The organism is Thiemannella venezuelensis (assembly GCF_014203605.1).
In the GTDB taxonomy this organism is placed as follows: domain Bacteria; phylum Actinomycetota; class Actinomycetes; order Streptosporangiales; family Streptosporangiaceae; genus Planomonospora_A; species Planomonospora_A venezuelensis.
On sequence record NZ_JACHJJ010000008.1, the window covers coordinates 1 to 23,199 of the forward strand.

A 23,199-nucleotide genomic window follows, 5' to 3' on the forward strand; every position below is an offset into this window, starting at 1 on the left:
ACGGAGAGCGGGAAGCCCAGGAGCAGGTAGCGGGTGTCGATGCCGATGCGGCGCAGGAGGGATCTCATGGAGCCAACGCTACGAGCCCCCGGCGGGCCCGATCGACCCTGTTGGCAGGCATCCCGGGGTAGGGCTGGCCCTACCCTTCCGGATGGCACGGCCTCGCCCCGAAGAGGTCCGTCGACCGCCGGCGGGGCGGGCCACCACGGCGCGAAGCTATCGCCTCAACGGCTCGCTCGGCATCCGACCACGGTCAGATATGTGCATCCGCCTGAGGTCGCACCACCGGCTCGTGCCCGCCCGCCAAGATGCGACCCGGGCCAGACGCGCGCCCCCCGCCTCGCCCAGCACCATGTTGACGTGCCACGGCGTACCGGTCCGGGCACACCGATACGGACATGATGGGCGGCAATCCATGAGCGTTGATCTTCAGGGGCGAGTGACTCGATGGCGGCGGACCGGCGCGGAGCGGCGGGCCGCCAACGCCGCCGCCAACCTGGACCGCCGGCCCGCGTTTCCCGGCCGATGGGTGAGCGCCGTCTCACTGATCGGCGGCCCTATCCTGATCATGACCGGGACTCTCCTGCGCTCCCAGTTCTACTACTTCGTCCCGTACCAGCTCGCCGCCTACACCCAGCACCCCGCCCTCATCACCGCCGCCTACGCCTGCTTCGCCCTGGGGTTCGTGCTGCTGTGGCCGGCGGTCATGACGCTGGCGCAGAGGATCTCCGCCACCCACCCGCTGTGGGGAATGTGGGGCGGCTGCCTGGTGATGGTCGGCCTGTTCACCCGGGTCTTCCAGTTCGGCACCGATCACCTGGCCTTCCACCTGACCGACGTCCTCGGCCTGCAGACGATGCTCGACGGCATCGACGGCTACTACAACGCGTGGCGGGACACGCACTGGCACCCGTTCAGGTCCATGTCCGGACCGGCCTTCTTCGGCTGGGTCGTGCTGGCCATCGGCGCCTACCGCTCCGGCGCCCTGGGACTGGGCCGTTCGATCGCACTCGGCCTGATGTCGGCCCTCGCGCTCGGGACGCTCAAGGGCACCGAGCCCCAGTCCTTCATCGCCGTGGCCGGCCTCTGCCTCGCCTTCATCCCCCTGGGCGTCTCGCTGCTGCGCAGCGGTCCCCCGCCGACCAGGCGCGCCATGATCTGGATCACCGTCCTCATCGGCGTGCATGTCCTCATGACGGCCTTCGGCCCGAGAGGATGACGATCCAGACCAGCGCCGGTGAGCCCGGGACCCGCTCACCGGCGCCGCCGTGACTCAGCGGTGTCGCAGGGGCTCAGCGGAGCCGGCCGGTCTCCGGGTGCCCTGGGTCACGATCCGCAGGCCGTACTCGATCGGGCCGTACCGGTGGGACCGCATCCACCAGGAACTCAGTCCGAGCAGGACCACGTAGATCACGACGGCCACGCCCGTCACCACCGGAGGCGTGAGCCGCCCGGCCAGGCCGAGGCCGTAGCCGGTGAAGAGCAGGGCGATCAGCACGGACTGGCCGATGTAGTTGGAGGCGGCCATCCGTCCCGCCGGGCCGAGGACGCCGGTGAGCGCGGGGAAGCGCCGCAGCGCCCGCAGCAGGGTGGCGACGAAGGCCGCCGCCAGGAAGGGCGAGGTCACCGTGTTGACCGCCAGGCCGTACAGGGCGACCTCGTCGGAACGGCCGGAGGCCCAGGCGAAGAAGAGCATGCCGGGCAGGCCCACCAGGAAGCCGACCCCCTGGGCACGCGCCACCAGGCGCTGCCGGAGTTCCGGCCGCTCCAGCAGCCCGGTCCTGCCCGCAGCCAGTCCGAGCAGGAACATCGCCAGTGCGACCGGACCCTGGAAGCCCCACACGAACAGGGCGGACGGCAGATAGACCTCGGTCTGGAAGGTGAGGAAGCCGAGCGGCCCGTCGGTCACCAGCCGGAGGGCGCGCGCTCCGGCGGCGGGGTCGGCGGCGGGGATCGGGTCGGCCGGGGCGAGGGTGGAGAGCCACCCCAGCCCGGCCCAGAACAGGCCGACGAGGCCGACGATGCAGGAGCCGGCGAGGACGGCGGTCCGCGGCTTGACGGCGCGCATCGGCAGCAGGATCACGCCGAGGACGGCGTACAGCGTGAGGATGTCGCCGAACCACAGGAAGAACCCGTGCAGCACCCCGAGGACGAACAGGCCCAGGCAGCGGCGGAGCATCCGGCTCCGGACCCGGCCCTCACCCCATGAGCGCATCTGCAGGGTGAAGGAGTAGCCGAACAGGAACGCGAAGATCACGTAGAACTTGCTGAAGACCAGAGCGTTCACCGCGAAGGCGACCGGGTCGTCGGTCGGGGGCAGGGCGCCGACCGCCACGTGGGCGGGGTCGGGCAGGTAGGCGATGGTGCCGAGCAGGATGCCCAGGAGCGCGAAGGCGCGGATGGCGTCGATCTCCCGGATGCGCGTCGTTTCCATGAGTTTATATCTAATAGAAATATCTGCCAGATACAAGAGGTGGAGACGGCATGCGGAGCCCGCCCATGGGCGGCGACCGGGCCGCCCGCGCCCGTCGGGCCGCGACCATGCCCTGCTATTCAGCATTGCTATGTACTGGTAGTCAGTGTTACTTTGTACCGGTAGTCAGCATCACCAAGTAGCTGAAGGACGTCTCATGGGCAAGCAGGCGACAGAGATGCTCAAGGGAACGCTGGAGGGCATCGTCCTGGCGATCCTGGCCGACCGGCCCGCCTACGGCTACGAGATCACGGCGTGGCTGCGGGAGCAGGGCTTCTCCGACATCGCCGAGGGCACCATCTACGCACTGCTGGTCAGGATCGAGCAGCGCGGCCTGGTCGACGTGGAGAAGGTCCCGTCCGAGAAGGGGCCGCCGCGCAAGGTGTACTCCCTCAACACCCAGGGGCGGGAGTACCTCGAAGAGTTCTGGAGGACCTGGAGCTTCCTCGCAGAACGGCTCGAACAGCTCCGCAAGGGAGGCGAGTAGACATGACCACGGAGTCGAACGAGCAGAAGAGCCGCTACCGGCAGTACCTGGAACTGGTCACCGGGTCGCTGGAGGACAAGCGGCGCTACCGGCAGTACAAGGCGCGCATCAGGCGGCTTCCCGAGAACTACCGCACGGCGGCCGAGGCGCTGGAGCGGTACCTGATGATGCTCGGGCCGGCGGACGGCGCCGGCGCGATGGCGATGTACGAGGACCTCGCCGACCTGCTCGAGCAGAGCGCGGCGGACGGAACCCCGATCCGCGACCTCTTCGGGGAGGACCCGGTGGAGTTCGTGGAGGCGTTCATGGCCAACTACCCGGCCGGACAGTGGAGATCCCGGGAGCGGAACCGCTTCACCAGCGCCATCGAGCGCGCCGCCGGCGAGGACACCGGAGGAAAGGACAGGGCCGTCTGATGACGACACGGCAAGCACAGGCGATCCAGGTCCACGGCCTGGAGAAGTCGTACGGGGGGCTGCGGGTGCTGCGCGGCGTGGACTTCACCGTGGCGCGGGGCGGCATCTTCGCCCTGCTCGGCTCGAACGGGGCGGGCAAGACCACGGTCGTGAAGATCCTGTCCACGCTGCTCAAGCCCGACGCGGGAACGGCCCGCGTCAACGGCTTCGACGTCGCCGCGCAGGCCGCGGACGTACGGGAGTCCATCAGCCTCACCGGGCAGTTCGCGGCCGTGGACGAGATCCTCAGCGGGCGCGAGAACCTCGTGCTGGTCGCCCGGCTGCGGCACCTCGGGAATCCGGGCGAGGTCGCCGATGACCTGCTGGAGCGTTTCTCGCTGACCGACGCGGCCGCGAGGCGGGTCTCGACCTATTCCGGCGGCATGCGCCGCCGTCTCGACATCGCGATGAGCCTCATCGGCGATCCGCCGGTCATCTTCCTCGACGAGCCGACGACCGGGCTCGACCCCCAGGCGCGCATCGAGGTGTGGCAGGTCGTCAAGGAACTCGCCGCCCAGGGTACGACGGTGCTGCTCACCACTCAGTACCTGGACGAGGCCGAGCAGCTCGCCGACCGGATCGCGATCCTCCACGAGGGCCGGATCATCGTCAACGGCACCCTGTCCGAGCTCAAGCGGCTGCTCCCACCCGCCGAAATCGAATACGTCGAGAAGCAGCCGACCCTCGAGGACGTCTTCCTCGCACTCGTCGGCGCCGACGGCAAGGACCGCAACGCCGGCACGAACGCGTAAGGAGCAACCATGAGCAAGCACTTCTTCGGCGACACCGCCGTCCTGCTGGGACGATCCCTGCGCCACATCACGCGGAGCGCGGACACCATCATCACGACGGCGGTCATGCCGATCGCCATGCTGCTGCTGTTCGTCTACGTGTTCGGCGGCGCGATCGACACGGGATCGGTGCCGTATGTGAACTACCTGCTGCCCGGCATCCTGCTCATCACGGTCGCCTCGGGCATCGCCTACACCGCGTTCCGGCTGTTCATGGACATGAGGAGCGGCATCTTCGAGCGATTCCAGTCCATGCCGACCGCCCGGTCGTCGGTGCTGTGGGCGCACGTGCTGACCTCGGTGGTCGCCAATTCGATCTCGCTCGTGGTGGTCGTGCTCGTCGCCCTGCTCATGGGTTTCCGCTCGGGGGCGGGCCTGCCGGCATGGCTGTCGGTCGCCGGCATCCTGCTCCTGTTCACCCTGGCGCTGACATGGCTCGCCGTCATCCCCGGCCTGGTCGCGAAGACCGCTGACGGCGCGAGCGCGTTCTCCTACCCGCTCATCTTCCTGCCGTTCCTCAGCTCGGCGTTCGTGCCCACCGCCACCATGCCCGGCCCGCTGCGCGTCTTCGCCGAGCACCAGCCGGTGACGTCCATCGTCAACGCCATCCGCGACCTGTTCACCCAGCAGCCCGTCGGCGCCGGCCTCTGGACCGCTCTGGCGTGGTGCGCCGGCCTCCTCGTCGTCGCGTACGGCCTCGCCATGAACACCTACCGCCGCAAGGTCTCCTAGACCGTACCGGCCGGCGCGGCGGAGAGGCGCCTCGCGGCGCGGTCGCCGTGGACGGGACGCCTTCCGGGGCCGCGGCGGTCGTTCTCCGATTCAGCACGGCCCCCGAGTCCTCCCGAACACGTACTATCTCGATTCAAGGTCATGGCCGAATCCCTCACCCTGCGGCCGGCCGTACCCGCCGGACAGGCCGCCCCGCGCCCCGAGACCGCCGACGTCCACGGCGTCGGAAGCCTCCCGGTCACCTGGGACGCCCGACCGAGGTGCCCCGCGCACGCCAGGGCGGTCCGCCCCAAGCCCAGCGGACCCGGAGCGCTTCACAGCGTCATCCACCACTTCGCCGGACGCGGCCGTGACCCGTATGGATCGCGTCAACAATCCATCCGACAGCGTAGGGAAACCGTCAAGATGCGAGGAAAAGCTCCGCTAGCGCTATTTCATAGACCTTGGTCCTAACTTATGGACCTTGGGGCGTTTCAGGATCGGGGAAATGGTGATCGGCATGCCACGGGGACGGCTGCGGATCTATCTGGGTGCGGCGCCAGGGGTGGGCAAGACCTTCGCGATGCTGAACGAGGGGTGCCGCGGCCTGCAGCGCGGCCGGGACGTGGTCGTGGGCTTCGTGGAGACCCACGGTCGCGCCCGCACCGCCGGGTTGCTGGAGGGCATGGAGATCGTCCCCGCCAGACGTGCGCCCCGCGGCGGGATCGTCTTCACCGAGCTGGACACCGAGGCGGTCATCGCCCGGCGGCCGGCGGTCGCCCTCATCGACGAGCTCGCCCACACCAACGCTCCGGGGTCGGGGAACGCCAAGCGCTGGCAGGACATCGAACAGATCCTGGAGGCCGGCATCGACGTCGTCTCCACGGTCAACATCCAGCACCTGGAGTCGCTCACCGATGTGGTGCGGCAGATCACCGGGATGACGCAGCACGAGACCGTGCCGGACGAGGTCGTGCGGCGGGCCGACCAGGTCGAGCTGGTCGACATGACCCCCCAGGCGCTGCGCCGCCGCCTGGCGCACGGCAACGTCTACGCACCGCAGGAGATCGACGCCGCGCTGGCGAACTACTTCCGGGAGGGGAACCTGACGGCGCTGCGGGAGCTGGCGCTGCTGTGGGTGGCGGGAAAGGTCGACGAGCAACTGGAACGCTATCGCGTCGAACACGGCATCGCCGCACCCTGGGGCGCGCGGGAGCGGGTCGTGGTCGCGCTGACCGGCGGCCCGGAGGGCGAGACGCTGATCCGGCGGGCGGCCCGGATCGCCGGCCGGACCAAGGGCGCCGACCTGCTGGCCGTGCACGTCACCCGCGCGGGCGGCGGCCTGATCGGCGCGGATCCGGCCCATCTGGCCCGCCAGCGCACGCTGGTCGAAGCCCTCGGCGGCTCCTACCACCAGGTGGTGGGCGACGACGTTGCACGTGCACTGCTGGACTTCTCGCGCGGTGTCAACGCCACCCAGCTGGTGCTGGGCGCCTCCCGCCGCGGCCGGCTGGCCCGCCTTCGCTCTCGCGGCGTCGGCGCGGAGACGATCGCGCTGTCCGGTTCCATCGACGTGCACATGGTCACCCACGAGCAGAGCGCCACCGGACGGCGGCGCCCGTCGCGCTCGCCTGCCGGGCTTTCCCGGACCCGGCGGACCGCCGGGTGGTGCCTGACCGCGCTCGGCCTGCCCTCCCTGGCCGCGGTGCTCGTCTGGCTGGGCGGAGCGGTGAGCATGTCCAGCCGGATCCTGCTGTTCTTGCTGATGGTCGCCGGCGTGGCCCTGCTCGGCGGCAGGTGGCCCGCGATCACCGCCGCCGTGGGCGGATCCACCCTGCTCAACTGGTTCTTCACTCCGCCCCTGCACACCCTGTTCGTGGCCGATGCGGACAACCTGCTCGCACTCATCGTGTTCGTTCTGGTCGCGGTCACGGTCAGCACCATCGTCGACCTGGCCGCCCGCCGGACCGAAGAGGCCGCCCGCGCCGGTGCGGAGGCCGAGGTGCTGTCCACCCTGGCCGGGCACGTGCTGCGCGGACAGGCCGCGCTGGCCTCCCTGCTGGCCCGGCTGCGTGAGACCTTCGCCCTGACCTCGGTGACGCTCCTGGAACGCGTCGGCGAGCCGGGCCCCGACGATCGCGGCGACCCCGGGGCCTGGCGCATCCTGGCCACCTCCGGCGGCCCGCCCTGCACCCACCCGGCCACCGCCGACACCGACGTCGTCATCGACACCTGCCTGGTGCTGGCGGTCCGCGGGCGGCTGCTGAAAGCCTCCGACCGCCGGGTGCTGGAGGCGTTCGCCACCGAGGCCGCCGTCGCCCTGCGCCAGGAGCGGCTGCAGCAGGAGGCCGCACGGGCCCGGCCGCTGGCCGAGGCCGACAAGATGCGCACCGCCCTGCTGGCCGCCGTCAGCCATGATCTGCGCACCCCGCTGGCCTCGGCCAAGGCGGCCGTCGACAGCCTGCGCAACACCGAGATCGGCTGGAGCGACGACGACCGCGCCGAACTCCTGGCCACCGCCGCCGAGTCCCTGGCCATGCTGGACCGGCTGGTGTCCAACCTGCTCGACATGAGCCGCCTGCAGGCCGGCGTGCTCGGCCTGGCCGCGCATCCGGTGGCGCTGGAGGAGATCGTGCCGCGCTCCGTCGACGCCCTGGGCCCGCTGCGTGAGCGCGTCGAGGGCGACATCCCGCTGGACCTGCCCGAGATCGTCGCCGATCCGGCCCTGCTGGAACGCGTCCTGGTCAACCTGATGTCGAACGCGGCCCGCCACAGCCCGCCCGGTCACAAGGTCCTGGTCACCGCCAGCCGGTACGGCGACCGCGTGGAGATCCGCGTGATCGACCACGGGCCCGGCATCCCGCCCGCGGCCCGCGATCAGGTCTTCCTGCCCTTCCAACGCCTCGGCGACCGCGACACCCACACCGGTGTCGGCCTGGGCCTGGCGCTGGCCCGCGGGCTCACCGAGGCCATGGGCGGCACCCTGGTTCCCGACGAGACCCCCGGAGGCGGACTCACCATGGTCGTTTCCATGCCCGTCCTCCCCGCGGCGGAGCGCGCCTCCGCGCAGGGGGACGCATGACCCGCGTCCTGATCGTCGACGACGAGCCGCAGCTGCTGCGGGCGCTGCGCATCAACCTGGCCGCCCGCCACTACGAGGTCGCCCTGGCCGATGACGGCGGCTCCGCGCTGCGCCAGGCCGCGCAGTTCCACCCCGACGTGGTCGTGCTGGATCTGGGCCTGCCCGACATCGACGGCGTGGAGGTCGTCCACGGTCTGCGCGGCTGGACCTCCGTGCCGATCATCGTGCTGTCGGGCCGGGCGGGCAGCCAGGACAAGATCGACGCCCTGGACGCCGGAGCCGACGACTACGTCACCAAACCGTTCGACATCGAGGAGCTCCTGGCCCGGATCCGGGCCGTCACCCGCCGCGCCTCACCGCATGAGACGCAGCCGGTGCAGATCCGGATCGGTGAGCGCACGGTCGATCTGGCCGCCAAGACGGTCTCCGGCGGCGTACGACTGACCCCGACCGAATGGCGACTGCTGGAGCTGCTGCTGCGCCACCCGGGCCGGTTGATCAGCCAGCGCCAGATGCTCACCGAGGTGTGGGGCGCCGGCTACGCCAAGGAGACCCACTACCTGCGCCAGTACATGGCCCAGCTGCGCCGGAAGCTGGAGCCCGACCCGGCCCGCCCGGTGCATCTGATCACCGAACCCGGCATGGGCTACCGGTTCGCCCCCTGAGCGACAGACCGGCGCCGCCGTACCCACCCCGCAGAGCCTGGAACGGACCACACCATGCACACGACACATGCCGCCGGAGCACATCGGCCGATGACCGCGGGAGGTGGAGGGCGGTGAAGGCATCGGCCCCGAAACCCGCCGCCGCCGGGAACCCCCAGACCGGACATGCGGAGGCCGGACATGCCGAATCCGGGCTGCGCCGATGGCTGCTGCACGGACTGGCGCGGACCGGCCCCAAGACCAGCGGGCCCCACCACGAGGAGGCGCCGGGCCACCAGCACGCCTGGTGGCAGGTGATGTGCCTGACCGGCGTCGACTACTTCTCCACCCTGGGCTACCAGCCCGGCATCGCCGCGCTGGCCGCCGGGACGCTCAGCCCGATCGCCACACTGCTGCTGGTCGCGCTCACCCTGCTGGGGGCGCTGCCCACCTACCGGGCGGTGGCCCGCCAGAGCCCCAGCGGGCTGGGCTCGCTGTCGATGCTGGAGCGCCTGCTGCCCGGCTGGCGCGGCAAACTGCTGGTGCTGTCCCTGCTCGGCTTCGTGGCCACCGCGTTCATCGTGACGATCACCCTGTCGGCCGCCGACGCCACCGCCCACGTGCTGCACAACCCGTTCGTGCCCGCGGCCCTCTCCACCTGGCAGGTCCCGGTCACGCTGGTGCTGATCGCCGCGCTGGGCGGAGTGTTCCTGCTCGGCTTCAGCGAGGCCATCTCCATCGCCGTGGTGCTGGTCGCGGTCTACCTGACGCTCAACGTCGTGGTCGTGGCGGTGGCCGTCCGGCATGTGCTGGCCGAGCCGGCCCTGGTCGCCGACTGGGGTGCCGCGCTGACCGCCGAGCACTCCAGCCCGATCGCGATGATCGCCGTCTCGCTGTACGTCATGCCCAAACTCGCCCTGGGCCTGTCGGGTTTCGAGACCGGCGTGGCGGTCATGCCACTGGTCAAGGGCGACCTGGACCGGCGGATCACAGGCGCGAGGAAACTGCTGACCACCGCGGCGCTCATCATGAGCGTCTTCCTGATCGCCTCCAGCTTTGCCACCACCGTGCTCATCCCCGCCGGGGAGTTCGCCGAGGGCGGCCGCGCCAACGGCCGCGCCCTGGCCTATCTGGCGCACGCGTTCCTGGGCGACTGGTTCGGCACCGCCTACGACATCTCCACGATCGCGATCCTGTGGTTCGCCGGCGCCTCGGCCCTGGCCGGGCTGCTCAACATCGTCCCGCGCTACCTGCCCCGCTACGGCATGGCCCCCGACTGGTCCCGGGCCACCCGGCCGATGGTGCTGGTCTTCACCGCCGTCTCCTTCGCCATCACGCTGTTCTTCGACGCCGACGTCGAATCCCAGGGCGGCGCCTACGCCACCGGTGTACTCGCGCTGATCCTGTCGGCGGCCGTGGCGGTCACCCTGTCGGCGTGGAAGCAGCGGCAGGCCGGGGCGACGGCGGCGTTCGGCCTCATCACGATCGTGTTCGCCTACGCCACCGTCGCCAACATCGTCGAACGCCCCGACGGCCTGGTGATCGCGGCGTTCTTCGTCGCGGGCATCGTGCTGACCTCCCTGGTCTCCCGCGCCACCCGCTCCACCGAACTGCGCGTCACCCGCATCACCCTGGACGACCTGGCCCGGCGCTACATCAACGAGGCCGGGGAGATCCATCTGATCGCCAACGAGCCGCATGAACGCGACTGCAAGGAGTACGTCGACAAAACCCGCGAAGCCTGGGAGCTGCACCGGCTGCGCACCGCCGAGGGCCTGCTGTTCTTGGAGGTCACCGTCCCGGACGCCTCGGAGTTCGCAAGCGAGCTGCGCGTCGTCGGCGAAGAACGCCACGGCTTTCGCATCCTGCGCATGGAGAGCACCACCATCGCCAACGCCATCGCCGCCCTGCTGCTGTACCTGCGCGATGAGACCGGCAAGCTGCCGCACGTCTACTACCACTGGGCCGCCGAAGGCAACCCGATCGGCGCACTGCTGCGCTACCTGGTCTTCGGCGGCGGCGACATCCCGCCGCTGACCCGGGAGGTCCTGCGCCAGGCCGAACCCGACATCGCCCGCCGCCCCCTGGTCCACGTCGGCTGAAAACGCTTCTTCCCGCACGCCGGGATGTACGGCGGCCGCGGGGACCACCGACGGGTCAGGCCGGACCGGCGCTCTTCAGCGGGTCGGTGTCCGCCTCCCACCGGACCGAGCCACGGGCCGGACCCTGACCTACCGCGGCTCCGGCCCATGAGGAACGCACCGACCCGTCTTCCCATCCGATCCGAGCCATTGAGAAACCACCCGAAACGGAAGGGGGGTGCAGTGATCCGTCGCTCGTCCGCCCAGGCGCTGCGGGGCGCGGGCCTGGTCGCGGTCTCCACCTACGTGCTGCCGGCGCTGACCCCGCACACCCTGGACCAGGTGCTGTTCGAGGTCGTCTCGGCGCTGGCCACGGTGGGACTGTCCACCGGCATCACCGCCGCGCTCACCCCTGCCGGGCAGATCCCATCACGTTGCTGATGTTCATCGGCCGGGTGGGCCCTGCCACGGTCTTCTCCGCCATGGCGCTGCGCGCCCAGGTGCGCCGCTACGAGCTACCCGAAGAGAAGACCATCGTCGGCTGAACAGGAGGGCTCGGCCCGTACCGCTTCACAACCGGTCGGATGAGGCATGCTCCGGTGGTTCTCCGGGCCGGGCGGGCCGCCCCGGCCGCATGCCCCGCAGCGGCTTTCGAAGCGGCGCGCGGTTCAGCGGGGACGGCGCCCCTTCCTGTCCCGGCCGCTCTGCGCGCCCCGGCGGCCCGACCCGTCCGGAGCGGGACTCCGCGGCTTCTTCCGCGCCTTCTCCGGGGCAGGCGCGGGAGTACGGCCCCGCGAGCTGTTCGCCGTACGCCCGCGGACGATGCCGATGAAGTCCTCCACCAGCTCGGTCGTCGCCTCCGTGGGCCAGGCCAGCGCGACCTGCGACTGCGGCGTCTCCACGACCGGCCGGTAGGTCAGATCCCTGCGGTGGTGCAGCCGCGCCAGCGACTGCGGGACCAGCAGCAGCCCGGCCCCCGCCGCCACCAGCTCGATCGCCTCCGCCGTCGTGTCCGGACGCGTGAAAGCCGGCAGTCCCGGCAGGACCGTCCACCCAAGGGTGTCGTCCATCGGGTGGAGCACCTCGTCGTCGGCGAGATCGGCGACGGTCACCTCGTCGGCGGCGGCCACCGCGTGGTCCTTCGGCACCACGACCATGGTGGTCTCGACGTAGAGGGGGATCACGCTGAGCCCCTCGCGGTCCACCGGCAGCCGCACGAACCCGGCGTCGGCGCCGCCGTCGCGCAGGCACCTCACCGCGTCGGCGGCGGCGACGGGGACCAGGGTGAGCGGCACGTCGGGCACGCGCTCGGCCCAGACGCCGGCCCATTTGGCGGGCGTCACCCCGGGCACGTACGCCAGCCGGAACTCCCTGTCGGTCATCTCCTCAGGTTACCGATGTCGGGGGAGGCGGTTCCCCGCCATACCCTTGACACCATGACCAAGCCCAAGACCACCCAGACGATGAAGCCCGCGACCGCGGCCAAGAAGCTGGGTGTGCTCCTCTCGGCCACTCCCGCCGAGTTCCAGGAGGGAGTCGTCTCCCGGGACGAGCTGAACGCGCTGCAGGCCGCTCCGCCGGCCTGGCTGACCGAGCTGCGGCGCAACGGGCCGCACCCCCGGCAGGTCGTCGCCGTGAAGCTGGGCGTCTCCAACTCGGGCCTGGCCAGGGGCGGCATCACCGGGCCGCTCACCACCGCCGAGATCGACGCCATCAAGGCGGAGGACCCCGAGTGGCTGAAGCACGAGCGGTCGGTCCAGGCCGAGGTGCGCAAGGAGGCGCAGCGCCTCAAGCAGCGCCGGTGACGACGGCCAGGACCGGCACCGACGCGGGCTGAGGTCCGCAGACGTCTCCGGACCGGTCACCGGTCCGGGTCTCCGCGTTCTCCGGGGGGAGACCATGACCGACCTGCACGACCTCCGTCTGGGCGTGATCGGCGCCGGGCAACGCGGTGTTCTCGCCGCCGCCGCCCACCGGCCAGGCCGGGGGGCTCGCATAACCGCCCTGTGCGACACCGACCCCGCGACGCTGGAGAACAGCGCGCGGCGGTTCGGCGTGAACGGCGCCGCCGCCGTCACCGACCACCGCCGCCTGCTCTGCCGAACCGATGTGGACGCCGTCATCATCGCCACGCCGGATGACACCCACGCCGCGATCGCCCGCGACGCCCTGACCGCGGGCAAGACCGTTTACCTCGAAAAGCCCCTGGCCATCACCATCGAAGACTGCGATGAGGTGCTGCGCGTGGCGGCCAGGACCGGGACACGCCTCTACCTCGGGCACAACATGCGGCATCTGGGCGTGGTCCGGGTGATGCGGGACATCATCAGCCGCGGCGAAATCGGAGTCCCCAAGACCATCTGGGTGCGGCATTTCGTCGGCCGCGGCGGCGACTACTACTTCAAGGACTGGCACGCCGACCGGCGGCGCACCACCGGCCTGCTCATCCAGAAGGCCGCACATGACATCGATGTGATCCACTGGCTCGCCGGCGGCTACACCCGGCACGTCAACGCCTTCGGCGACCTCATGCTCTACGGAGGGCTGCCCCGCCGCCCGGAGGGCACGCCGCCGGCCGACGGCTGGCTCACCGACTGGCCCTGGCCGCCGACGGCCTCGACCGGCCTGCACCACCGCATCGACGTCGAGGACGTGTCGGTCGTGAACATGCGCCTGGACAACGGTGTCATCGCCGCCTACCAGCAGTGCCACTTCAGCCCCGACTACTGGCGCAACTACACGGTCATCGGCACCCACGGCCGTCTGGAGAACTTCGGGGACGAAGCCGGCGCCGTCGTCAAGGTATGGAACCGGGGCCCCTCCGCCTACCGGGACGACTGCGACATCGCCTACACCGTCCCCCCGGCCGAAGGCGGGCACGGAGGAGCCGACGAGGCCGTCATCGACGAGTTCCTCCGGTTCGCCCGCCACGGCGGCCCGACCGACACCTCACCGGTGGCCGCCCGGATGAGCGTCGCCGCGGGCTACCTCGCCACCCTCTCGCTGCGCGAGGGCGGCACTCCCCGCACCGTTCCTCCGCTGGAGCCCGGACTCCTGGACTACTTCGCCCGGCACCAGGTCTCCGGCCGGGTGGCACGAGGGCGCTGAGCGGTGGCGTATCCATTCGGAACATCCGCACTTCGCCCGCGCCGTCGACCGCTGCGCCCTCGTACGGATGCTTCGGATGCCGGTCGGTCCCGGCGCCGAGTCGCGGCCCGACCGCGTGCGTGCCGCTCCTGATCGACAGCCGCTCACCGGCGCTCCCTGGCCGGCCAGCCGCGCCGGCCACCCCTAAGGCGTTTCAAGGCAGGCGTCCGCGCAGGCGGCGGAGGCCGCGGCATAGGGGTGGCATTTGTTAGGGGTTGGAGAGCCGCAATTCCCTGGTTACGTTTGCCCCGTTCAACCGCGTAGCACTTGAAATGGGGTTATCAATGGCAGGCCAGCTCACGCACCAGGCGGTTTCCCATGCCCTGAAAGGCATCGTGGCGCGCGTACTCCAGATCCCCGAGAGCACCATCACCGACGATGCCAGGATCACCGACCTGAGCCTCGTCGAATCCATCAAGCTGCTGCGGATCGCCGGGCGGATCGAGCGCACCTTCGGCATCGAGTTCGACAACGAGGTGCTGTTCCGCACCGGAACCCTGAGCGAGGTCGCCGACGAGATCTACCGGCTGTGCGTGCAGGAACGGGAGAAGGTCGCTTGAGCGCGCTCGTCCCGGCAGGGGTGCGGACGCTGGGTGAGATGTTCGTCCGCGCGTCGGAGTCGCACCCCGGTCAGGTCGTCGGCACCTTCTTCCCCGGCCGGTGCCTGACCTTCCACGAGCTGGTCCGCGACGGCCGCCTCGCGGCCGCGCGGCTGCGGTCCCTCGGCGTGGAGCCTGCCACGCCGGTGGCCGTTCTCCTGCAGTCGCCGGTGGACTTCCTCCGGATCACCGGCGGCATCGCGCTCGCGGGCGCGGTGATGGTCCCCCTCGCCGTCTCCACCGGGTTCACCAAGGCGTTCCTGTCCCGGATGCGGCACGTGCTGGCCGACAGCGGCACGCGGTTCGCCGTCATCGACGACCCGTACGCCGAGCCGCTCGCCGAGCTGGTGCCCGGTCTGCGCGTCGTGCCGCTCTCCCGGCTCGCCGGCCCGTACGCCCACCTGCTCGACGACGGCGACAGCGACGGCGACGGCGGTGTCATGGAACCGCCGCAGGCCGGGGACGACGACCTCGCGCTGATCCAGTACACCTCCGGCAGCACCTCGGCGCCCCGCGGCGTCGCGCTGACCCACCGCAACGTGCTGGCCGGCCTGCGCGCCATCCAGCGCGGAGTCGACGCGCGAGCCGGCGACGTGACCTGCCACTGGCTGCCGCTCTCCCACGACATGGGGCTGTTCTCCACGCTGGCGGCGATCGGCGGCGGCATCGCGGTCCACGTGTCCGCGCCGCAGGACTTCATCAAGCGGCCGGACGACTGGCTGCGCCGGTTCTGCGACCTGCGCGCCACCGTCTACCTGGGCCCGGCCTTCGGCTACGGCCACCTGCTCGACTCCGTACCCCCGGAGGACGTGCCCGGCTTCGACCTGTCCGCGGTGCGGGTCATGCTCAACGGCGCCGAGCCGATCGCTCCCGAGCTGATCACCGCCTTCCAGGAGCGCTTCGCACCCGCCGGGCTCGACCCGCGCGCCATGACCCCGTGCTACGGCCTGGCCGAGGCCACCCTCGCGGTCACCTTCACCCCCGTCGGGCAGGAGGCCCGGGTCGACTGGGTCGATCGCGACGTGCTCAACGACGCGGGGCGGGCCGAACCCGCCGACCGGGGCGCCCTCGCAGCGCGCGGCATCGTGAGCTGCGGTGTGCCCGCGCCCGGCGTCGAGGTCCGGATCGTCAAGGACGGCGTCGAGGCGGGCGAGAGGGCCGTCGGCGACATCGAGGTCCGGGGCGAGCCGGTGATGCGCGGCTACCACGGGCAGGCGCCCCTTCCCGCCGGCGGCTGGTGCCCCACGGGAGACCTCGGCTACCTGGCCGGCTCGGCGCTGCACGTCACGGGGCGCCGCAAGGAAATGATCATTCTCGGCGGGCGCAACCACTACCCGGAGGACGTCGAGGCCAGGGTCCGCCGGGTGGCGGGACTGTACCGCGGGCGGGCCGTCGCGGTCGTCCTCCCGGCCGGCCACGGCACCGGCCGGCCCGAGCGCATCGCGGTGCTGGCCGAGGCCGCCACCGCGCGGCCGCCCCACGGGCCGCTCGTCTCCGACCTCAGGGCGGCGGCGGCCGGGGAACTGGGCGGCGCCTCCGTCGACGTCGTGCTCCTGGGCAGGGGCGGACTGCTGCGCACCACCAGCGGCAAGTTCCAGCGCCTCCTCATGCGCGACCGCCTGCTCGCCGGCACGCTCGACCGGGTCCTCGAGCACGTGACCGCGGAAGAACGCGTCAGGAGCGCCGCGTGAACCGCTTCCCCGCCGCGGAGGAACTCGACCTGGCCCTCGGCGACCCGCACCGGCCCGCCGGCCCTCTCACGTTCGGCGCCGCGATGGCGGGCGACCACGCGGAGCGCTGGCCGCACGGCTCGCTGGACCGGCTGCGGGCATGGGGCTACCCGGCCCATCTGGTGCCCGCCTCGCTCGGCGGCCGGTTGACGTCCCTGGAGGAGCTGCTGGCCCTCGGCAGGGTGGTGGCGCGCCGCGACCCGACCGTGGCCGTGATCGCGAACTCCCCGTGGGCGTCCGGCACGCCGGTGTGGCTCGCGGGGACGCCCGCCCAGCAGCGGGACTACGCCGACGCCGTCCTGCGCGGCCAGTGGATGTCGCTGGCGCTGACCGAGTTCGACAAGGGCGCCGACCTGCTGTCGGGCGACCTCACCGCGCGGCGCGTGAGCGGCGGGTACGTGCTCGACGGCGCCAAATGGATGATCAACAACGTCCGGCTGGCCCGGTTCGTCTGCCTGCTCGTACGCGAGCCGTCCCTGGCCGGGCTGCGTTCGCTGACCCTGCTGCTGGTGGACATGGAACGGCTGCCGGCCGGCGGTTACGAGCTGCTGCCGAGGATCCACACGCACGGGATCCGGGGCGCGGACATCGCGGGGGTGCGGTTCCTGGACGCGTTCGTGCCGTCGTCGGCCGTCCTGGGGCGGCCCGGCCGCGGGCTGGATCTCACGATCCGCTCGCTGATCACCATCCGCACGATGGTGCCCGGACTCAGCCTGGGCGCGTTCGACACCGGACTGCGCTGCGCGTTCGACGTCCTGCGCCACCGTCACGTACGGCAGGGGCGGGCGATCGACCTGCCGTACGTCCGGGAGGAGCTCGCCGCCGCCGACCTGGACCTGCGCGTGGCCGAGACGCTGGCCACCTGCTGCGTGCGGATCCTGCAGCACCTGCCCGCCCTGGCCCCCGTCGCCTCGGCGGTCGCCAAGTACCTCGTGCCGCACCTCGCCGAGCAGCGGCTGCGCCGCCTGGCCGGGGTGCTCGGGGCGCGCTACCTGCTGCGCCAGGACCACTGGTACGGCGTCTACGACAAGCTCGTGCGCGACACGCGGCTCTTCAGCCTGTTCGACGGCAGCGAGCCGGTCGTGCTCAGCTCGCTGGCGGCCCAGGTGTCGTGCCTGACCGAGCCGGGGGCCGACCCGCGCGCGGCCGACGAGGTGTTCCAGCCGGCCTTCGCGCCGCAGCCGTACCCCGCGGGGCTCGCGGCACTGGGCACGGCGAGCGACCTCGACCCCGTCACCGCCGGCCTGGACGGCGCCTGCGCCGACCTGGAGCGCGGGGCGGGGTCCGCACGTGCCGCCGCGCTGCTCCGGCAGGCGGGCCGCGACCTGCTCGCGGACGCGCGCCGGGACGTGGACCCGCGGTCCGAGGACGGGCTGCAGGTCGGCGAGCGGTACGCGCGCACCTTCGCCGCGGTCTGCCTCGCCCGGTCGGGGCCCGGGCACTGGCTCGCGGCCGGTGTGGAGTCGCTGCTGCGCCCCGGCGGCGCCCGCATGCCGCGTGAGACGGCCGAGAGCCTGTTCCTGGATCTCGCCATGCGCTACGCGGGCCGCTCGGCGTTGTCGCTGTCCCGACCGGCTTGAAGGGGCGGATACATGGACCAGACCATCGAGGCGGCCCTCGGCACGGCCGCCCGGCTCGACCGGGCCCTCGGCGACCCCATGGACGAGCGCAATCCCGCCTCCTTCCACGCGGCCGTCGCGACCGACAGGGAGGGCAGGTTCCCCCAGCACCTGCGCGACGCGGCGTTCTCGTGGGGGCTCGCCGAGTACCTGACCCCCGCCGCCTCGGGCGGCCGGCTGCGGTCCCTGGACCACTGCCTCGCCCTGTTCCGCGTCCTGGCGCGGCGCGACCTCACGGCGGCGTCGGCGATCGCGGCCGGCTTCCTGGCCGGCCTGCCCGTCTGGCAGCGCGGCACGCCCGCCCAGCGCCGGGCGGTCGCCGCGCTGCTGCGCCGGCACGAGTTGCTGGGGCTGCCGATGGGCGAGGCGGAGCACGGCGTGGACATCACGGCGGACGCCCGGCTCGATGCCCTGGCCGGGGCCGGGAACGCGTGGAGCCTGAGCGGCAGGACCACGCTCGCCGGCCACGACGGGCACGTCGCGGGCACGACCCTGCTCGCCCGCACCGGCGCCGGCGTCACCGCGTTCCTGCTGCTGCGGGAGGCGGACCGCGGCGGGCACTGGCGGTCCGACCCCGCGTACGAGACCCACGGCCTGCGCGGTTCGGCCCTCGGCCGCCTCACCCTGTCGGGTTTCCCCGCCGGCCCGGCCGAGACGGTGGGCCCGCCGGGGCAGGGGCGGGAGACCGCCGCGCGGACCCTGCCGGTGGCGCGGCTGGTGGTCGCCGGCCTGGCCCTCGGCGGACTGGACACCTGCCTGCGCGCGGTCGTGGCGTTCACGCGGTCCCGGCGGCTGTACGGCGCGCCGATCCTGGAGCTCGAACCGGTCGCCGTCCGCCTGGCCGACGTCTACGCGGACCTGCTCATCGGCGAGGCCGTCTGCCACGGGCTGTGCCGCACCGCGCGCACGGATCCGCACCGCTTTCCCGCGGCCTCGGCGCGCGTCGGCGACCTGGTGCCGGAACTGGCCGGCGACGGCGTGGAGTCCCTGGCGATCGTGCTGGGCGCGCGGGCGTACTGCGCGACCGAGCACTGGCACGGCATCGTGGAGAAGATGCGCCGCGACGTGGCCGTGGTGACCGCCCTGGCGGACTCCGGGGACTTCCCGCCCGCCGCGCCGCCGGACGAGCTGCCGCCCGACCCGTTCGTCCCGGTCCCGCCCGAGCTGGCGTGGCTGGGGGAGCCCGCGGCGGACGGCGCCGGTGACGGCGACCCCCTCGCGCGGGCCCGCGCCCTCGTCCGCGAGGAGGGCCTGCCGGGACCGTACGCCCCCCGCCTGCTGGAGCTGCTCGACCGCCTGGCCGGGATCGCCTCACACCGCGGGGCGTCGCCGTCGCCCGGCGACGCCCGTCTGGACGCCGCGGCGGCCTGCGCCTCGGCCTGGCTGCACGGGCGGCACCGCGACGACTTCCACGCCACCGGGGCGTGGCTGCTGCTGTGCCTGCGGCGGATCGCCGTACGACTGGGCGAGCCCCAGCCCGCGGACGCCGGCCTGCGCCGGCGGACGGTGGACCGCATCGGACTCGACCACGACGGGCGACGGCTCTTCTCCGACATCGAGGTGCCCCTGAGATGACCATTACCGATCACCGGCGGGCACCGCAGCGCCTCCGCGTGAGCTTCACCGACGGCAGCACGAGCGAACTCGTGGTCTTCCGGGCCGCCGAGAAGGACGCGCCGATCGTGCTCTGCCTGCCCGCCATGGGCGTGCGGGCGAGCTACTACACGGCGGTCGCCGCCGAGCTCGCCGCTCGCGGGCACACCGCGGTCCTGGCCGACCTGCGCGGCAACGGCGGCAGCTCGGTCCGCCCGTCGCGCTCGACCACGTTCGGCTACGCCGAGATGCTCGAAACCGAGCTGCCGGAGATCGTCGACGCGCTGCGCCGGGAGTTCGGCGCCGAGCGGGTCACGTTGTTCGGGCACAGCCTCGGTGGTCATCTGAGCGTGCTGCACGCCGCGACCTCGCCGCACGTGGCCGCCGCCGTGCTCGTCGCCACCGGGACGAGCTGGTACGGCCGCGTGCCCGGGATACGCAGGCCGGCCAGGTTCCTGGGCCTGCAGATCATCCGGGTCGCCACCGCGCTGCACGGCTACCTGCCCGGCTGGCTGCCCTTCGCGGGCAAGGAGGCCCGCGGCGTGGTCCGCGACTGGATGCACGACGCCGTGCACGGCGCCTACCTCGTCCACGGCAGCCGGGTCGACTACGAGGCGGCCCTGGCCCGCTCGGCGGTCCCCGTGCTGTTCGTCGTACTGCCCGGGGACCGCTACGTTCCCGAACCCTGTTCGGAGCATCTCGCCGCCAAACTCCGGTCGGCCAGGGTCGCATGGGCGGAGATCCCACCCGAGGACGTCGGGCTGGGCAGGACACACCACTTCCGCTGGGCGCACCGGCCCGGCGCGGTCGTCGACGCCGCCGTGGAGTGGCTCGGATCAGGAAACACGGAGGTCACGTCATGACTCAGCCGGTCCAGGAAGCGACGCGCGCCGACATCGCGGCGATCGACATCAGCGACATCTGCACGCCCGAGTACACGGTCACACTCGAACGCATCAGGTACGAGGCCGCGCTGGTGCTGTCGCGCATCGCCATGCGGCACCTCTTCGCGACGGGCGAGGCCGTGCACGACCCGAAGGCGCCGCCGCCGTCCACCGGGTCGGAGCGGCAGCCGTACTTCTTCCGCAAGCGGCTGATCGAGTACCTCGCCGACCGCGGCGACCTGGTCCGCGACGGCTACGCCTACCGCCCCACCCCCGAGCTGGCCCGGCGCGCGCAGGCCCGCGAGGACGCCTATCTCGCCGGGGTGTCGTCGCCGGACACGGCCACCATGGTCGCGCTGCGCGCCGTCGAGTCGGTGGCCGGGGAGGTCCTGCGGGGCCGTGACGGGCTGGCCGCGATGGAGGAGCGGATCGGCGTCGCGGAGACCTGGCGCATCTGGCAGTACCTCATGGTGGACGTGGCGCCCAAGCAGACCTGCAACAGCCTCGTGGCCCGTGTGCTGGACCAGCGCCTGCGCGCGGGCGACCCCATCGTGGTGTTCGAGGGCGGCGCCGGCGTCGGAGCCACCATCCGCGCCGCCCTGCAGATCGACGGCTTCCGGGAGCGGGCCCGGGCGATCCGGCACTACGGCTTCACCGACATCAGCCGCGAGCTCATGCGCGGCGCCAGGCGGATGCTGCAGGAGGAGGCGCCGGAGCTGCTGGCCGTCACCTCCTTCGACCGGGTCGACCTCGACGACCTGGACTCCTACGACGACGTGCCCTACCTGCGGGACGGCTCGGCCGACCTGGTCATCCTGGAGAACGTCCTGCACGACGTCGAGAACCTCCACGAGGTGCTGCGCTCCTGCCACCGCATCCTGAAGCCCGGCGGCTGGCTCACCTTCACCTCGGGCAACCGCACGCGGCCCGGTGTGTTCTTCCCCTGCGAGGTCCTGCAGACCAGCCTGCACAGCTACAACCGGGCGGTCCTGGACCCCCCGCGCCGCGTCAACGTCGGCTACCTCACCCAGCAGGAGTGGGCGCGCTCGCTGACCGACGCCGGATTCCCCTCGTTCCGGGCGTTCCCCGGCGAGAGCGACCTCGAGTTCTGGCCGTTCGGCGGCTTCGTCGCCGAACGGCCCTGAGGCCCGCCCGGCGGTGTCCGGCGCCCGCCCCGCCGGCGTGATCTCCGAGACGGCCGGCGGGCCGCGCCACCGGACCGCCCGCAGTGCTCCTGCACCGCTTCGTCCCCGCCGCACGCCCTTTCACTAGAAAGATCCAAGCCGTTTGCAACAGCGGCCCGGGACCCTACTGCCGTGGACCGCACCGGGCTCTCGCGGAGAAGCGCGACGCGCGGGAACGGGAGAGCGCGGGTGCGGCCCACGCCGGGGAAGTGCAAGCACAGCGAGGACATGGACATGATCGGGAAGTTCGCCGCCGGCGCCGCCGTCACTCTGGTCGCGCTCGCGGCCACCCAGGTGACGGCTCGGTCCGCCGACGCCGCCGCAACGTACAGCAGCCCGTGCCAGGGCATCCGCAACTGCCAGGCCGCGATGCAGGACGGCGAGGGATGGATGGTGGAGACCCCTGAGAAGAACTGGAAGAAGGTGATCTACCAGTTCAAACACCTGAAGAAGAGCGCCAGGAGGGTATGCGCCCACGAATACCCGAGGCTGACCATGTGGATCAGCAGTCCGGACTCCTCGCGGCACAAGACGGTCACCGTCAAGGCGTCCGGCAGGTTGCCGCGCTCCCACTGCCCCTGAGACCCGCCCGCGGAGCCCCGGACCCGGCCGTCACGGGTACGGCCGGCCGCTCTCCTTCGTCTCCCGGTGGGTGAAGATCTCGATCAGGGCGCCGACCGGGGTGTCGGCCTCGGTGGGGTGCCGGAACCGCCGGTCGGGGTTGACGTTGTAGTGGTTGCGGCGGCCGACCCGGTCACGCGTCAGGTAACCGGCCTCCTCCAGATCGCTCACGATTCCCTGGGCGGCGCGTTCGGTGATGCCGATGGCGGCGGCGATGTCACGCAGCCGCGCCTGGGGGTCACGGGCGATCTCCAGCAGAACACGCGCGTGGTTGGTCAGGAACGTCCACCGGGAACGGGTCTCGTCCGTGCCGGTCATCACGGGCACCTTCACTGTCTTGTCGAGCTGATCCGCGGCTCAGGCTAACGCATCGCGCCGGACGGCCTACACGAAGATTCTATCCAGAAAAGCATTTCCGGTAAGATGTTTCCTGATTACCATTGCCGTATCGGCGTCCGCCGTCGACGCCGCGATCAGGAACACCCGAGGGGACACGATGACCGCCACCGCGCCCGCCGTCGTCACACGCCCCGCCTCCCGCGCGGAGGCGGCCGCACGCCACCACCGCGGCGCGTGAGCCCCGCTTGCAATGATCCAGACGGGAAACCCGGGCACACCGCCCCGCCCGCGCCCCTCGCCGGCGGCCGGACCGGCCGTGGTCGACCAGCTCCTGTACGCCGACCCCCAGCTGCGCATCGTCTGCCAGACCTCGGTGGGACCGTCGACCGTCCGCCTCATCGGTGAGATCGACGCCCGCAACACCGCGGAGGTGACGCGGACACTGGCACACGCCGCGCGGATCGACGACTCCTACGTCATCGACGGCAGCGCCCTGACCTTCATCGACGTGGCCGGCACACGAGCCCTGATCACGGCCGTGGGCGCGGACCGGAGGCGCCTGCGCGCCCCGTCACGGCCCCTGCGACACATATTGGACATCGCCTACCCGCTCCCGACCGGCACGGTCACGCCCCCCGCGGCGTGACCCCGGCCGCGGCCGGGGCCGGTCCGGCCGGGAGGTCCTGCCTCCGGGGCGGTGAGGCCCTGTGAAGTATGGACTTTGGTGGGATGTGCGGTCGCGGCGGGCCGTACTAGCGT

At 72.1% G+C, this 23,199-nt stretch carries 22 protein-coding genes; 19 read left to right on the plus strand and 3 right to left on the minus strand.

Annotation, left to right across the window (positions count from 1 at the left end; translation table 11 throughout):
- The first annotated feature begins 568 nt into the window (after positions 1 to 568).
- Positions 569 to 1,219, plus strand: coding sequence for a hypothetical protein (locus tag FHS22_RS13800; protein WP_184941721.1), 651 nt, complete (start codon positions 569 to 571; stop codon positions 1,217 to 1,219).
- Between the two features lie 54 nt (positions 1,220 to 1,273).
- Here the strand turns inward: FHS22_RS13800 and FHS22_RS13805 are convergent, their stop codons facing one another.
- Positions 1,274 to 2,434: a DUF418 domain-containing protein gene (locus FHS22_RS13805; protein WP_184941723.1), complete on the minus strand. Its 1,161-nt coding sequence runs from the start codon at positions 2,432 to 2,434 to the stop codon at positions 1,274 to 1,276.
- Between the two features lie 196 nt (positions 2,435 to 2,630).
- Between FHS22_RS13805 and FHS22_RS13810 the strand changes: the two genes are divergently transcribed.
- The 8 genes from FHS22_RS13810 (at position 2,631) to FHS22_RS39605 (ending at position 11,165) form a co-directional block, all read left to right on the plus strand.
- Complete coding sequence (locus tag FHS22_RS13810) at positions 2,631 to 2,960, plus strand: PadR family transcriptional regulator (RefSeq protein ID WP_184941725.1); 330 nt, start codon at positions 2,631 to 2,633, stop codon at positions 2,958 to 2,960.
- A gap of 2 nt (positions 2,961 to 2,962) precedes the next feature.
- Positions 2,963 to 3,376, plus strand: coding sequence for a DUF1048 domain-containing protein (locus FHS22_RS13815; RefSeq protein ID WP_184941727.1), 414 nt, complete (start codon positions 2,963 to 2,965; stop codon positions 3,374 to 3,376).
- The gene (locus tag FHS22_RS13820; RefSeq protein WP_184941729.1) at positions 3,376 to 4,167 is read left to right on the plus strand and encodes an ABC transporter ATP-binding protein; all 792 of its coding nucleotides are present in this window, start codon (positions 3,376 to 3,378) and stop codon (positions 4,165 to 4,167) included. Before FHS22_RS13815 ends, FHS22_RS13820 begins: the two co-directional genes overlap by 1 nt.
- Before the next feature lie 9 nt (positions 4,168 to 4,176).
- On the plus strand, positions 4,177 to 4,938 hold the full coding sequence (locus FHS22_RS13825; RefSeq protein ID WP_184941731.1) for an ABC transporter permease: 762 nt from the start codon (positions 4,177 to 4,179) through the stop codon (positions 4,936 to 4,938).
- 499 nt (positions 4,939 to 5,437) lie between these two features.
- Entirely contained in the window at positions 5,438 to 7,999 is a 2,562-nt protein-coding gene (locus FHS22_RS13830; protein WP_184941732.1) for a sensor histidine kinase, read from the plus strand.
- On the plus strand, positions 7,996 to 8,664 hold the full coding sequence (locus FHS22_RS13835; RefSeq protein WP_184941734.1) for a response regulator: 669 nt from the start codon (positions 7,996 to 7,998) through the stop codon (positions 8,662 to 8,664). Before FHS22_RS13830 ends, FHS22_RS13835 begins: the two co-directional genes overlap by 4 nt.
- A gap of 113 nt (positions 8,665 to 8,777) precedes the next feature.
- Positions 8,778 to 10,745 (plus strand): APC family permease, encoded by a 1,968-nt coding sequence (locus FHS22_RS13840; RefSeq protein ID WP_338047742.1) that lies wholly within the window; start codon positions 8,778 to 8,780, stop codon positions 10,743 to 10,745.
- A gap of 222 nt (positions 10,746 to 10,967) precedes the next feature.
- Entirely contained in the window at positions 10,968 to 11,165 is a 198-nt protein-coding gene (locus FHS22_RS39605; RefSeq protein ID WP_377296325.1) for a hypothetical protein, read from the plus strand.
- A gap of 227 nt (positions 11,166 to 11,392) precedes the next feature.
- Here FHS22_RS39605 and FHS22_RS13850 read toward each other — a convergent pair whose 3' ends face one another.
- Entirely contained in the window at positions 11,393 to 12,106 is a 714-nt protein-coding gene (locus tag FHS22_RS13850; RefSeq protein ID WP_184941736.1) for a LysR family substrate-binding domain-containing protein, read from the minus strand.
- A gap of 54 nt (positions 12,107 to 12,160) precedes the next feature.
- Here FHS22_RS13850 and FHS22_RS13855 point away from each other — a divergent pair, with 54 nt between their 5' ends.
- The 9 genes from FHS22_RS13855 (at position 12,161) to FHS22_RS13895 (ending at position 22,062) form a co-directional block, all read left to right on the plus strand.
- Positions 12,161 to 12,529, plus strand: coding sequence for a DUF5997 family protein (locus tag FHS22_RS13855; protein WP_184941737.1), 369 nt, complete (start codon positions 12,161 to 12,163; stop codon positions 12,527 to 12,529).
- Between the two features lie 94 nt (positions 12,530 to 12,623).
- Positions 12,624 to 13,832: a Gfo/Idh/MocA family protein gene (locus FHS22_RS13860; RefSeq protein WP_260407932.1), complete on the plus strand. Its 1,209-nt coding sequence runs from the start codon at positions 12,624 to 12,626 to the stop codon at positions 13,830 to 13,832.
- A gap of 323 nt (positions 13,833 to 14,155) precedes the next feature.
- Positions 14,156 to 14,431 carry an acyl carrier protein gene (locus FHS22_RS13865; RefSeq protein WP_184941739.1) on the plus strand — a complete coding sequence of 92 codons (276 nt, stop codon included), beginning with the start codon at positions 14,156 to 14,158 and terminating at the stop codon, positions 14,429 to 14,431.
- Complete coding sequence (locus tag FHS22_RS13870) at positions 14,428 to 16,161, plus strand: AMP-binding protein (RefSeq protein ID WP_184941740.1); 1,734 nt, start codon at positions 14,428 to 14,430, stop codon at positions 16,159 to 16,161. Before FHS22_RS13865 ends, FHS22_RS13870 begins: the two co-directional genes overlap by 4 nt.
- Positions 16,158 to 17,780 (plus strand): acyl-CoA dehydrogenase family protein, encoded by a 1,623-nt coding sequence (locus FHS22_RS13875; RefSeq protein WP_184941742.1) that lies wholly within the window; start codon positions 16,158 to 16,160, stop codon positions 17,778 to 17,780. Before FHS22_RS13870 ends, FHS22_RS13875 begins: the two co-directional genes overlap by 4 nt.
- 12 nt (positions 17,781 to 17,792) lie before the next feature.
- Positions 17,793 to 19,394, plus strand: a complete 1,602-nt coding sequence (locus FHS22_RS13880; protein WP_184941744.1) for an acyl-CoA dehydrogenase family protein — start codon at positions 17,793 to 17,795, stop codon at positions 19,392 to 19,394.
- Positions 19,391 to 20,275 carry an alpha/beta hydrolase family protein gene (locus tag FHS22_RS13885; protein WP_184941745.1) on the plus strand — a complete coding sequence of 295 codons (885 nt, stop codon included), beginning with the start codon at positions 19,391 to 19,393 and terminating at the stop codon, positions 20,273 to 20,275. Before FHS22_RS13880 ends, FHS22_RS13885 begins: the two co-directional genes overlap by 4 nt.
- Complete coding sequence (locus FHS22_RS13890) at positions 20,272 to 21,441, plus strand: class I SAM-dependent methyltransferase (protein WP_184941747.1); 1,170 nt, start codon at positions 20,272 to 20,274, stop codon at positions 21,439 to 21,441. Before FHS22_RS13885 ends, FHS22_RS13890 begins: the two co-directional genes overlap by 4 nt.
- A 228-nt stretch (positions 21,442 to 21,669) precedes the next feature.
- A complete protein-coding gene (locus tag FHS22_RS13895; protein WP_184941749.1) occupies positions 21,670 to 22,062 on the plus strand; it encodes a hypothetical protein in 393 nt (130 codons plus the stop codon).
- A 30-nt stretch (positions 22,063 to 22,092) separates the two neighbouring features.
- On the opposite strand, the gene FHS22_RS13900 is transcribed toward FHS22_RS13895, so the two are convergent.
- A complete protein-coding gene (locus tag FHS22_RS13900; RefSeq protein WP_184941751.1) occupies positions 22,093 to 22,419 on the minus strand; it encodes a helix-turn-helix transcriptional regulator in 327 nt (108 codons plus the stop codon).
- A gap of 337 nt (positions 22,420 to 22,756) precedes the next feature.
- Here FHS22_RS13900 and FHS22_RS13905 point away from each other — a divergent pair, with 337 nt between their 5' ends.
- A complete protein-coding gene (locus tag FHS22_RS13905) occupies positions 22,757 to 23,086 on the plus strand; it encodes an STAS domain-containing protein (protein ID WP_221473633.1) in 330 nt (109 codons plus the stop codon).
- Positions 23,087 to 23,199 lie beyond the last annotated feature (113 nt).